This window comes from Caulobacter sp. CCUG 60055 (genome assembly GCF_022750545.1).
GTDB lineage: Bacteria > Pseudomonadota > Alphaproteobacteria > Caulobacterales > Caulobacteraceae > PUIC01.
In genome coordinates this window covers 632,760-643,975 of the sequence record NZ_PUIC01000001.1, presented here as the reverse complement: position 1 = coordinate 643,975, position 11,216 = coordinate 632,760, and the positions used below count along the sequence as shown (strand labels likewise).

The window sequence follows — 11,216 nt, the reverse complement described above, 5'->3', positions numbered from 1 at the left end:
ATTTTCACGTAGGTAGGAGACACAAATTTCCGCGTTCCGCAAAGGGGCGTAGCGATGGTGCGCCACAGTCCACGGAGGACGCCATGCGCACCCAGGATTTCGACGCGCCCGCCTCGGGCGGCCCGCAGGCCGCCGGACAGGTCGAACTGGCCGAGCGCTTGATCCTGCCGGGCTTCGTCATGCGTTTCGGCCGCAATGAGGAAATCTTCGGCGAGGGCGAGGAAGCCGATTTCGTCTATCGGGTGGTCGCCGGCGTCGTGCGCACCACGCGATTTCTAGCCGACGGCCGTCGGCGCGTATGCGGCTTTCATCTGCCCGGCGAGCTGTTCGGCGTCGAAAGCGGCGGCCTTCATCGCTTCTCGGCTGAGGCGGTGGGCGAGTGTCAGATCGCTCTTGTCCGCCAGGCGGTCCTGGTCGAGGCGGTCGAGCGCCGTCCCGCCGCGGCCCATGCGCTTTGGGCGGCTTCGCGCCGCGACCTCGAGCGCCTGCAAGAGCATATGGTGCTGCTGGGGCGGCGCAGCGCCGCCGAGCGGGTGGGGGGCTTCCTGCTGGAGATGGCCGAGCGGGCCGTTCAGATCCCGACAGAACTGGACGCCGCGTCGGGGCGTGTGCGCATGCCCGAGATCGATCTGCCGATGTCCCGCCTGGACATCGCCGACTATCTGGGTCTGACCATCGAGACGGTGTCGCGCACCTTCACCCAGTTCGAGCGGGCGCGGATCATCGGTCTGCCGACTTCCCGGCATGTCGTGGTTCGCGACCGCCAGGCCTTGGCCGACGCCCAGGCCTGAACGCAGTCGCGCCTCGGGGGCGGAGACCGGCCATGAACAACTTTCGCCACATTCTGCTGTCGCCGACGCACGGCGGCTGGCGCGTCGATTCCGCCACGCGGGGCGCGTCCCTGATGTTCCTGAGCGGCGCCGACGCCGAAGCCTACGCCTGCCGGCTGGCGATCGCCCGCGCCGGCCTGGGCGGGGCCACCGATATCCGGCGCGTCGATGAGCGGGGCGAGACCGTGACCCTGATGAGCTACGCCCCTCGTGGCGGGGCCTGATCCCGGATCTTGCGTCTGCGCCAGAAAGGCCGCGTCCGGAGCGCGGCGTTTGCGCCAGTCCAATAACGGAGAGCTGTCATGGGTCGCTTAAAGGGAAAGGTCGCCGTCGTCACGGGCGCGGCGATGGGCATCGGTCGCGCCATCGCTCTGCGCATGAGCGCGGAGGGGGCGGCCGTCGCGCTGCTGGACACCATGGTCGAACCAGGGTGCGCCGTGGCGGACCAAATCGCCCAGGGCGGCGACCGGGCCTTGTTCGTGGCCTGCGACGTCAGTCGCGAGGCCGAGATCGCCGCCGCCATCGCCCACGTCGTCGAGGTGTTCGGCCGGCTGGACATCCTGGTCAACAACGCCGGCGTCGCCGGCCCTGACAAGCCGACCCACGAGCTGACCGAGGCCGAGTGGGATCGCGTCCAGGCGATCAACGTCAAGGGCGTGTTTCTGGGCGTGAAGCACGCCGTCCCGCACCTGCGCCGCGCCGGGGGCGGATCGATCATCAACCTGTCGTCGATCTACGGCCTGGTCGGGGCGCCCGACGTGCCGCCCTATCACGCTTCCAAGGGAGCAGTTCGGCTGATGACCAAGACCGACGCCCTGATCTACGCGCCCGACCGCATTCGGGTGAACTCGATCCATCCTGGGTTCATCTGGACTCCCATGGTCGAAGGCTATCTGGAGGGCCATGGCGATGTCGGCGAGGGGCGGCGATTGGTCGACGCCCTGCATCCGCTAGGCCATGTCGGCGAACCCGACGACATCGCCTGGGGCGCGGTCTATCTGGCCTCGGACGAAGCCAAGTTCGTCACCGGCTCCGAATTGGTCATCGACGGCGGCTATACCGCCCGCTGAGGGGACCAGACTGCCAAACCGCCAGCCCCCGTGGGCGTCGGGTTAGATGATGACCAGTCTGTCGACGACCTCGCGAACCCCAGGCGATGTCCACACCGCCTCCTCGGCGGCGTCGCGTTCGCACCACATTCGCACCTGGCCGGTCAGGGTGACCTTGTCGCCGTCAATGGCGACGTGGATCGAGGCGGCGTCGACCAGAGCGTTGCGCATCAAGGCCTTGCGGATTCGTTCTTCGAGGTCGCTCTGTTTGACGCCGCTGCGCAGGGTGATCAGGTTGTCGACGCCGCGCACCCCGGCCAGCCTGCGGACAGCCCTTTCGGCGTCCTGGCGCTGGTAGCCCCAGTCGGCCTGGCCGCTGAGGGTGACATGGCCGTGTTCGACCTTGACCTTGATCCCACCAGGCGGCGCCGTGATCGTCCAGGCCAGCAGGCTGGCGGCCCGCTCGGCGATCTCGCCGTCATCGCGCACATCGGCCAGGGGCAGACGTACCTCGATCTCCTCAGCTATGGCGCGCACGCCCATCACGCGTTTCACGGCGGCCTCGGCGGCGATTTTCTGATCGAAGCTGGAGACATGTCCGGTCAGACTGACCACCCCGTCCTTGACCGACACCGCCACGGCGGCGGCGTCGACGCGCGGCTCCTGAGCGAGCTCGGCCAGGATGTCGTCCCGCGTCTTCAAATCGGTTTTCCGCTCGATCTTGAGTTCGGGGTGCATGATGGGTCTCCGTTCGTGAAAGGCGCTAAAGGCCGTGGGCGTCGCCGACGCCGGGGCGTGCGCGCCGGCGGCGTGTGCGAGGCGCCGGCGCGGCGATGCTCAGGTTCCAAAGGGCGGCCAGAACCACGCCGCCGAGGAAGCCGCTGATCGTGGTCAGCACCACCAGCAGGAGGGCGGCGCCGGCGTTGAAGGGCGCGATCGTCACCTGCAGATCGATGAAATGCAGGCGCAGCACCAGGTCCGCGACGGGCTGTCCCCATCCGGCCGCGACCATCAGCGCCCAAGCCAAGTGGATCAGGCCGAAGAAGCCGCCAAGCGTCCACCCGGCGGTGTTGAGGTTCATGCGCATCGAAATCCTCCTGATCGCGCGGACCTGCGAGGGGCCGAGGGCCCCAGCATCCGGCCGCTGGGAGCAGGGGCCTTGATCGGGATCAAGGGCGCGGCGTTGGTGATTGTGGCGGATCAAGGCCTGTCGAGCCGGCCGCTCGAGCCGGAGCGCGGGCTGCGTTGAGCAGGCCGATCACCTCGTCGTCGTCCAGCTGATGGAAGTCGCCATAGAACTGGCCGACGCCGCTGAACCGGGGCGGGGCCGCCAGAACGACCAGGTCGTCAACATAGGGGCGCAAGAGCGCTTCGGCCTCTTGCGATGCGACCGGGGCGGCGACCACGATGCGGCCGGTTCCCCGCGCCCGGAGCGCCTCGACGGCGGCGCGGGCCGTAGAGCCCGTCGCCAGCCCGTCATCGACGACCACGGCGGTTCGGCCTCGGATATCCGTAATCGTCGCCGCGCCGGGATAGAGCGAGCGCCGCCGCTCGATCTCGGCCAGTTCACGGCGCATGGCGGCCTTGAGATAGGCCTGGCCGGCGCCGGTCAGGCTGCGGACGGTCTCATTGACCACCAGATGCGGCTCGGCGCCGTCGACCACTGCGCCCAGCGCGAGTTCCGGCTCGTCGGGAGCGCCGATCTTGCGCACGAGCAACACCTCCAACGGCGCGGCGAGCATCCGGGCGATTTCGACGGCGACCGGCGCGCCGCCGCGCAGCAAGGCGAAAATGACCGGCGCTTCCAGTTTCAGGCGCATCAGGCGCTCGCCAAGGCGGCGCCCGGCGGCGTGGCGGTCCGCAAACCACGTGTCGGACATGGCGTCTTCCTCAGGCTCTTTGGAAGCAGACGCCTCAGCGCCGGCCGCCGCTTTGAGCCGGATCAAGGACGTCCCTGGCGGCGCCCGCCAGAATGCGGCGTAAGCCCAATCGGAGGAGCCCAAGCTATGACCGCCCAACCCTCAACTCAGCTCGCCCGGCGCCATTTCCTGCCTCAATCGGGCGCCTTTGCGCCGATCCAGCGCGAGTTCGATCGACTGTTCGACCAGCTCGGCGCCGGCTGGAGCGCCTTCAGCGGTTTCGAGCTGTCGCCGCGGATGGACGTTCGGGAAACCAAGGATAAGGTCGAGATCGACCTGGAGCTTCCCGGCATGAGCCGCGACGAGGTCAAGGTCTCCATCGAGGACGACCTGCTGAGGATCAGCGGCGAGAAGAAGACCGACAAGACCGCCAAGGACGAGGACTACCGCGTCTGCGAGCGCTGTTACGGCGCCTTCTCCCGCACGATCAGCCTGCCGCGCAGCGCCGACCTGCAACAGGTCTCGGCCGTGATGAGCGACGGCGTGCTCAAGATCAGCGTCCCCAAGATCGCGTCCGGCGGGGCGACCGCCGTCCAGGTCCGGCCGGGCGCGTAGGGGCGTCGGACGCTGAACGGTGCGGCCGGCCCTCTGGCGCGGCCGCTTGGTCGTCGGCGCGGTTCTACTCGGTCGAGGCCATGATCATCGAATTCTATCAGTCGAGAGGGTCATGAAGCACGCGGTCATCGTTGGTCACCCCAAGGTCGATAGTTTCAATCTCTCCGTGGCCCAGGCCTATTGCGAAGCCGTGCGGGCCCGGGGCGATGAGGCTCTGCTGCGCGATCTCTATCGGCTGAACTTCGAACCCCGGCTCCAGGCGGGGGAGCTGCCGGGAACCGAGTTCGGTCCCGCCGACGACGTCAAGGCCGAACGGGCGCTGATCGGCGACTGCAAGGTGTTCGCGTTCGTCTATCCACTTTGGTTCTATAGCCCTCCGGCGATCGTGAAGGGCTATATCGACCGGGTCTTCGGCATGGGGTTCGGCTATGGGCCGCTTGAAGGCGGCGGCAATCGGGGGCTGCTTTCGGACAGGCGAATGATCACCTTCACTTCGTCGGGCGCTCCGTCCCATTGGGTCGAACAGGAAGGAGCCTGGGGCGCGATCCGGGCCCTTTTCGACACGCATCTGGCGCAGGTCTGCGGGTTGTCGATCGTGGATCATGTCCATTTTGGCGACATAACGTCGGACATCACTGATGAGGCGGTCGAAGCCTGTCTGAGGCAGGTCGCCGGGGCGGTCGAGCGCCGCTTCTAGAGAGGCCTACGCCGATCTGGCGGCGCTTTGCCAGTTTCTGCCCGGCCCCGCTTCCAGCCAGGTGGGCTTCGGCCTCGGTCTGATGCGTGCGGGGCCACTCGCCGCCGCCGCCGCATGGGCCGGATTCACCTTGCCGTCCGCCATCTTGATGACCGCCTTCGCCTTCGGAGCGGCGAAGATGTCAGGCCCGCTCGCGCAGGGGGATCCACGGGTTGAAGCTCGTGGCGGTCGCCGTCGTCGCCCAGGCCGTCCTTGGGACGGCCCGCACCCTCCCGCCGGACCTTCGCCGCGTCGGCATCGCCGTGGCCGCCGCCGGCATCGTGGCGTTGGTCGCGGCGAGCGTCGGTCAGGTCGCCGCCTCGTGATGGGCGCGCTCGCGGGGCTCATAGCCTGTCGAGACGGCGCGCAGAGCTCCCCGCTCCGCCTGCCTCGCCTGCCCTCGGCGGCAATGAGGCGGTGGTGGATACCGCTGGGTCAGCCAGGAAAGGTTCCTCACCGGCTACTGCGCCGCGCAGGCCATGCCCGGGCCTCTGTTCACCTTCGGCGCCTATCTCGGAGCTTCGATAGACGGCCCCCAGCGGTCTCGCCGGGGCCGAGATCGGGCCGCCCTCAACGGCGCGTCGCTGGTGATTTTCGAACGGCGCGGATCGCCGTCTGCGTTGCTGCAGAGTATCCGGAGCGACTTGCCCTCATCCAGTTCGGCCGCCTGTCGGCGGGGGGTTGAGCCAGATCAAGGCTCGATCTCTAAACGCCGTCCAAACTTGAAATGGGGCTTCCAAGGAGGATGACATGCCTACGCATAAGGGCGCAGAGCGCCATAAGTCTGCTGCGCAACACCATGAGGCCGCGGCCAAGCACCATCGCGAAGCCGCGACCCACCTCGAAGCTGGGCGTCATGAGATAGGCGCCCATCATGCACTTATCGCGCACGGTCATCACGTCCATGCGCAGGAGCATGCCGAAGAAGCGGCGAAGCATCATGTTGAGCAGTACGGTTCTGCTGGGGTCAGGGCCTGAATCGGCGCGGCGTCTCGCGCCCACGCGGCAGAGCGGTTGCGGGACAACCATTCCTGCACGACGTGGAGCGAGATGGCCGTTGCGCTCTAGTTATTTATGTCGGTGTCGAAGGCGACGAGTTCGTGGGTCTCTGCCCCATGGGCGGAGAAGCCGATGACGACGGTATCGCGCCGCGTCGTCGGCACGTTGAGCCGGGACCGTGACGCCAATCACCAGCCGGTCACGGTGGACCTCGCCACGCGGCGGATTGCTGCTCCACGAACCGGGGTGCAGGCGCCAGAGTTCAGGGGCGCCGGTGAAGGGGATCATTTTTGGTCGCCGCCAAACCGGCTACGCGGATCGATCCCCGGTCGAACCCGAACTGATCGCGGACCTCGACCTCGGTTTCCTCCACCCTCGCTTTAGCTGCGGCCAAGTCGACGATCAGCGGCGCGATCGCTTGTTCGGTGGCGATCTGCTGGGCGATCTCGGCGGGTATTGGGGGGGCAATTTTGCATGCCGATCATCCCGGGTACGGAGCAAAATTCCATGCCGTTTCACAGCTGGCGTCCGAGAAGGCGATGGCGTCGGGGCTACAGCGGAAGCGAACCCAACATTCCGGTTGTTTGATGCGATCAAGCCGGCTTCGACCGCGGTTTGCAGGTATGTTCAACGGCCCATTTGAACCTTGGACCTCGGATTTTTTCTGAAACAGAAGAATGCCGTTTTAGCGCCGTTTTAACAGCGCGGCGAACTTCGAGGCCCCGGAGGGGGCTTCTAACTCATTGAAAATGAAGCGGAAAATGGTGGGTGTACAAGGATTCGAACCTTGGACCCGCTGATTAAGAGTCAGCTGCTCTACCAACTGAGCTATACACCCGAACCGTTGCGCCATAAGGCGTTTCGGCGTTCCCTGAAGCGGCGTCGGCTGGCCTTTCCGATGGTCGGGAACGGCCGGGCCCCGTCAGGGAGGCGTTCTGTTAGCCGCGTTTCGATCGGATCGCAAGCGTTGATTTCGCACGATCCGCCGGTCTCGTCTTGGCGCGTCTTCGCCTGTAGGGATGGGCGGGTCGAGGAGATCGCCGCCATGAAAGCACAGTCGCGTCCCGCCGTCGCCGCCATCGCCGCGGCCCTGGCCAACGGCAAGGCCTATGGCGCCGTCTATGACCACGCGGCGGGGGGGTATGTCCGGATCACGGCGCGCGTCGTCCAGGGGCGGGTCGAGGCCTATGACCATCAGGGCGCCTTCGCCATCGGCGGCCCGCTGCCGGATCGCGTGTTCAATCACGGCGAGCAGGCCTATCTGACCTTCGGTCTCGTCGAGGGCCGGGTCGAGGGGTTCGACTACAAGAGCAACGCCCATTACAGCGCCACGGTGACGGGGGACCGGGTCGACCTCTACGACTACGAGACCCGCGCCTATCACCAGTTCAGCGTCGCCGATTGATGCGGGGTTTCAGGTGATGCGCTTTGGGCTGATAGGGTCGCTGCCCGGAAAGCTCTCCTCGATGGCCTCGTCAAGCAGGGCCTCCTGGCGACTTTCGGCGGCGGCGACCTTTTCGGCCAGATGGTCGTGTTTACGGCCTTCCGGCAGCCGTCGCGCCTTGCGAGCGTGGGGCGCGGCGAAGTGCTTGTCTTCGTGCCTGACCTTGCCGTCGACGGCCATGTCGGCGGTGGAGGCGCTGGAACCATGGGTGAAGTGTCGGCCAGATTTGTCTTTCTGATCATGCTTCTTGTTGAAAAACATCATCATCGCCTTTCCGGTTGGGAAAGACGAAACTCGCCGGGAGGCGATCGGGTTTCACCCGACGCCGCAGACGCGGCCGGGCGGATGGGCTAACCAACTCAAAAACGGATACGGCCGCGCCGACGGCGCGGCGGCAGGACATCGCTTTCAGGAGCTCGCGGCATGGACACCGCCAAGATCAAGTCGTTCGTCGAAGGCCTGTGGGACGCCGAGATCGTCCCCGAACTGGTCGAGTACATCCGCATCCCCAACAAGTCGCCGATGTTCGATCCCAAATGGGTCGAGCACGGCTACATGGAGCAGGTGGTCGGCCGCTTCGAGGCCTGGGCTAAGGCCAAGCTCGCCGGGCTTGCGGGCGCCTCGGTCGAGGTCGTGCGCCTGGAGGGCCGCACCCCCCTGATCTTCATCGACATTCCTGGCGCCGGCGCCGAGACGGTCCTCCTGTACGGACACCTCGACAAGCAGCCGGAAATGACCGGCTGGGCCGACGATCTCGGGCCGTGGACGCCGGTGATCAAGGGCGACAAGCTCTATGGCCGCGGCGGCGCCGACGACGGCTACGCCATGTTCGGCGCGCTGAGCGCCATCCTGGCGCTGCGCGATCAGGGCCTCGACCACGCCCGTTGCGTGGTGGTGATCGAGGCCTGCGAGGAATCGGGCAGCTACGACCTGCCTTACTATGTCGACCACCTCGCCGAGCGCATCGGCGCGCCGTCCCTGGTGGTCTGCCTGGATTCCGGTTGCGGCAACTACGACCAGCTTTGGCTGACCACCTCGCTGCGCGGCATGACCGGCGGCGCGCTCAGCGTGCAGGTGCTGGAGGAGGGCGTGCATTCGGGCGACGCGTCCGGCGTGGTGCCGTCGAGCTTCCGCATCCTGCGCGAACTGCTGTCGCGGCTGGAGGACCCGGCCACCGGCCAGATCCTGCCCGCGGCCCTGCACGCCGAGATTCCCGAGGAGCGGGCGGCGCAGGCGCGGCGGGCGGCGGACGCCCTGGGCCAGGAGGTCTTCGCCAAGTTCCCGTTCGTCGAGGGCATGCAGCCGGTGACGGACGACGTGACCCAGCTGGTGCTCAACCGCACCTGGCGGCCGCAGCTGGCGATCACGGGCCTCGAGGGCGCGCCGAACCTGGAGAACGCCGGCAACGTGCTGCGGCCGATGACGGCGGCCAAGCTGAGCCTGCGTCTGGCCCCGACCACCGACGGGGCCACGGCAGGCGAACTGGTCAAGACTCTGCTGGAGCGCGACCCGCCCTACGGGGCCAAGGTCGAGTTCAAGCTGGAGAAGGCTTCGACCGGCTGGAACGCCCCGGCCCTGGCGTCGTGGCTGGAGCAGGCGGTCGAGAAGGCCTCGCAGACCGCCTTCGGCCGCCCGGCGGCGATGATGGGCGAGGGCGGCTCGATCCCGTTCATGGGCATGCTCGGCGAGAAGTTCCCGGCGGCGCAATTCGTCATCACCGGCGTGCTGGGCCCGCACTCCAACGCCCACGGCCCCAACGAATTCCTGCATATTCCCACAGGCAAGCGGGTGTCGATCTCGATCGCCAGCATCCTGGTCGATCACTTCGCCGCGACCCGCGGCTGATCGCGGCGAGCTGGGAGGCGTCATGGCGCGGCGAGACATCACCGGGGCGGTGGATTTCGACTACCTGGAGCGTTTCGCCGCAGGCGACGAGGCCGTCGTCCAGGAAGTGCTGGGCCTGTTCCGCGAGCAGGCGCGGCTATGGTCGGCGATGCTCGACCCCGGCTCCGAGGGGTGGCGGGACGCTCTTCACACCCTGAAGGGGGCTTCGCGGGGGGTCGGCGCCTTCGCCCTCGGCGACGCCTGCGAGACGGCGGAGCGGCTTGGCGCGTCCGGCCTCGCCGCCGTCCACGACGCCTTGAACGCGGTGCTGTTCGACATCGCCGCCTATCAGCACGAACTGGCGCTGCGCTCGCTCAAGGGGTGAGGCCAAGGGATGAGGCGCGGGGGCGTGCGCTCCTGCGCGGGATCAGCGCTTCAGCTGGTCCCAGGCGTTGAACTCATAGGCGATGCAGCGGTCGATCAGGGTGCGCCACACCGGCTCGGCTATGGCTTCCGACAGGCCGGCCTCGCGGGCGGCGGCCTTGACCTTGGCGACCACGTCCTCGATGCGGGCCCGGTCGTGGACGACGTTGCGGTCCTGCTTGATGCGGGCGGCGGCGTCCATGAAGCCCTGGCGTTCGACCAGCAGGCGGACCAGGGCGCGGTCGAGGGCGTCGACGCCCTGGCGGACCTCGGCCATGGTCGTGCAGTCCGCCGGCGCCTTGTGCGGGTCGACATGGATGAGGGTGGCGTCTGAGGCGGCCGCGACCCGGGTCGCGGCGAGAGCGGAAGAGGACATGCGGGACTAGATTCCGGCGCCGTTGTCGATGGTGAGAAGCGCGGCTTCGTGAGCCTGGGCCTCCGCGGTCAGCCAGGAGACGAACGCCTTGACCTGCGGCAGACGTCCCTTGGCCTTGGGATGGACGACGTAATAGGCGAAGTCGACCGCCGTGGCGATCTGAAACGGCGCGACCAGCCGGCCGGCGTCGAGGTCCGCCTGGGCGAGCGCGCGCTTGGCCAGGGCGACGCCCCGGCCGTTGACCGCCGCCTCGATCACCAGGCTCGACTGGTTGAAGCGCGGTCCGCGCGCGCCGTCGACGCCGCGGATGCCGCGCGCGGCCAGCCACATGGTCCAGTCGGGGCAGCTGTCGTCGGCGTCGGGAGAGCCGTCGTGCAGCAGGATGTGGCCCGCCAGTTCGTCTATGTCGTTCAAGGGGTTGGCGGCCAGAAGCTCAGGCGCGGCGACAGGGATCACCGTCTCCTGCATAAGCCGGGCGACCTCGAGCCCCGGATAGCGGCCGGCGCCGTAGCGGATGGCGATGTCGATCTCGCCCGAGGCGAAGTCGACCAGCTCCATGCCGGCCGAGACCCAGACGTCGACATGCGGATGGGCCTCCTCGAACTTGCCCAGGCGCGGCACCAGCCACTTGGCGGCGAAGGACGGCGCCACCGACACCGTCAGCCGCCGGCCGTCGACGGCGGCGGTCAGCATCGAGGCGGCCTCGGCCAGGCGGTCGAAGGCCTCGCGCAGGGCGGGCAGGGCGGTCTGGGCCGCGTCGGTCAGCAAAAGGCCCTTTGGCGTGCGCTTGAACAGGGCCGCGCCGACATAGTCCTCCAGGTTCTGGATCTGCTGGCTGACGGCGCCCGGGGTGACGGCCAGTTCGTCGGCGGCGCGGCTGAAGTTCAGATGCCGCGCGGCGGCCTCGAAGGCCCTCAGGGCGTTCAGGGGGGGCAGGCGTCTACGTTCCATGAGTTTTGCTAAAGCCCCCGGCAGAAGTCCTCGTTTGCGAAATGGCGGCGTTCTCCCGATTTTGCAACCACCGCCGCCGCATCGGCCCTTTTCGACGGCGGACAAGGACG

15 protein-coding genes, 1 tRNA gene and 1 pseudogene are annotated in these 11,216 nt (G+C 67.7%); 9 read left to right on the top strand and 8 right to left on the bottom strand.

What is annotated here, in order from left to right; translation table 11 throughout:
* Nucleotides 1-83: 83 nt before the first annotated feature.
* The 3 genes from C5708_RS03085 to C5708_RS03075 all read left to right on the top strand — a co-directional run bounded on the left by C5708_RS03085 (nt 84) and on the right by C5708_RS03075 (nt 1,900).
* Nucleotides 84-791, top strand: a complete 708-nt coding sequence (locus C5708_RS03085) for a helix-turn-helix domain-containing protein (protein WP_242917704.1) — start codon at nt 84-86, stop codon at nt 789-791.
* 32 nt (nt 792-823) lie between these two features.
* A complete protein-coding gene (locus C5708_RS03080; protein ID WP_242917702.1) occupies nt 824-1,054 on the top strand; it encodes a hypothetical protein in 231 nt (76 codons plus the stop codon).
* A 78-nt stretch (nt 1,055-1,132) separates the two neighbouring features.
* Nucleotides 1,133-1,900, top strand: a complete 768-nt coding sequence (locus C5708_RS03075; RefSeq protein WP_242917700.1) for a glucose 1-dehydrogenase — start codon at nt 1,133-1,135, stop codon at nt 1,898-1,900.
* Nucleotides 1,901-1,942: 42 nt separating this feature from the next.
* Here C5708_RS03075 and C5708_RS03070 read toward each other — a convergent pair whose 3' ends face one another.
* The 3 genes from C5708_RS03070 to C5708_RS03060 form a co-directional block, all read right to left on the bottom strand.
* Nucleotides 1,943-2,617, bottom strand: coding sequence for a BON domain-containing protein (locus C5708_RS03070; RefSeq protein ID WP_242917698.1), 675 nt, complete (start codon nt 2,615-2,617; stop codon nt 1,943-1,945).
* Nucleotides 2,618-2,642: 25 nt separating this feature from the next.
* Nucleotides 2,643-2,966 carry a hypothetical protein gene (locus C5708_RS03065; protein WP_242917696.1) on the bottom strand — a complete coding sequence of 108 codons (324 nt, stop codon included), beginning with the start codon at nt 2,964-2,966 and terminating at the stop codon, nt 2,643-2,645.
* Nucleotides 2,967-3,048: 82 nt separating this feature from the next.
* A complete protein-coding gene (locus C5708_RS03060; protein WP_242917694.1) occupies nt 3,049-3,759 on the bottom strand; it encodes a phosphoribosyltransferase family protein in 711 nt (236 codons plus the stop codon).
* A 126-nt stretch (nt 3,760-3,885) separates the two neighbouring features.
* Here C5708_RS03060 and C5708_RS03055 point away from each other — a divergent pair, with 126 nt between their 5' ends.
* The 3 genes and pseudogenes from C5708_RS03055 to C5708_RS19520 all read left to right on the top strand — a co-directional run.
* Nucleotides 3,886-4,353, top strand: coding sequence for an Hsp20/alpha crystallin family protein (locus C5708_RS03055; RefSeq protein ID WP_242917692.1), 468 nt, complete (start codon nt 3,886-3,888; stop codon nt 4,351-4,353).
* A 112-nt stretch (nt 4,354-4,465) separates the two neighbouring features.
* On the top strand, nt 4,466-5,050 hold the full coding sequence (locus tag C5708_RS03050; protein ID WP_242917690.1) for an NAD(P)H-dependent oxidoreductase: 585 nt from the start codon (nt 4,466-4,468) through the stop codon (nt 5,048-5,050).
* 7 nt (nt 5,051-5,057) lie between these two features.
* Nucleotides 5,058-5,619 (top strand): annotated as a pseudogene (locus C5708_RS19520) (chromate transporter); the annotation flags it as partial.
* Nucleotides 5,620-5,794: 175 nt separating this feature from the next.
* Here C5708_RS19520 and C5708_RS03030 read toward each other — a convergent pair.
* Together C5708_RS03030 and C5708_RS03025 are read right to left on the bottom strand one after the other, a co-directional pair.
* Nucleotides 5,795-6,031, bottom strand: a complete 237-nt coding sequence (locus C5708_RS03030; RefSeq protein ID WP_242917686.1) for a hypothetical protein — start codon at nt 6,029-6,031, stop codon at nt 5,795-5,797.
* A gap of 819 nt (nt 6,032-6,850) precedes the next feature.
* A tRNA-Lys gene (locus tag C5708_RS03025) sits at nt 6,851-6,926 on the bottom strand.
* A 207-nt stretch (nt 6,927-7,133) separates the two neighbouring features.
* On the opposite strand from C5708_RS03025, the gene C5708_RS03020 reads away from it, so the two are divergent.
* Entirely contained in the window at nt 7,134-7,493 is a 360-nt protein-coding gene (locus tag C5708_RS03020) for a hypothetical protein (RefSeq protein ID WP_242917684.1), read from the top strand.
* A 9-nt stretch (nt 7,494-7,502) separates the two neighbouring features.
* On the opposite strand, the gene C5708_RS03015 is transcribed toward C5708_RS03020, so the two are convergent.
* Nucleotides 7,503-7,799, bottom strand: a complete 297-nt coding sequence (locus C5708_RS03015) for a hypothetical protein (protein ID WP_242917682.1) — start codon at nt 7,797-7,799, stop codon at nt 7,503-7,505.
* A gap of 156 nt (nt 7,800-7,955) precedes the next feature.
* On the opposite strand from C5708_RS03015, the gene C5708_RS03010 reads away from it, so the two are divergent.
* Together C5708_RS03010 and C5708_RS03005 are read left to right on the top strand one after the other, a co-directional pair.
* Nucleotides 7,956-9,377, top strand: a complete 1,422-nt coding sequence (locus tag C5708_RS03010) for a M20 family metallopeptidase (RefSeq protein WP_242917680.1) — start codon at nt 7,956-7,958, stop codon at nt 9,375-9,377.
* A 22-nt stretch (nt 9,378-9,399) separates the two neighbouring features.
* Entirely contained in the window at nt 9,400-9,741 is a 342-nt protein-coding gene (locus C5708_RS03005) for an Hpt domain-containing protein (RefSeq protein ID WP_242917678.1), read from the top strand.
* Between the two features lie 42 nt (nt 9,742-9,783).
* On the opposite strand, the gene C5708_RS03000 is transcribed toward C5708_RS03005, so the two are convergent.
* Nucleotides 9,784-10,056: a chorismate mutase gene (locus C5708_RS03000; RefSeq protein ID WP_242918053.1), complete on the bottom strand. Its 273-nt coding sequence runs from the start codon at nt 10,054-10,056 to the stop codon at nt 9,784-9,786.
* Nucleotides 10,057-10,161: 105 nt separating this feature from the next.
* The gene (gcvA, locus tag C5708_RS02995) at nt 10,162-11,106 is read right to left on the bottom strand and encodes a transcriptional regulator GcvA (protein WP_242917676.1); all 945 of its coding nucleotides are present in this window, start codon (nt 11,104-11,106) and stop codon (nt 10,162-10,164) included.
* Between the last annotated feature and the right edge of the window lie 110 nt (nt 11,107-11,216).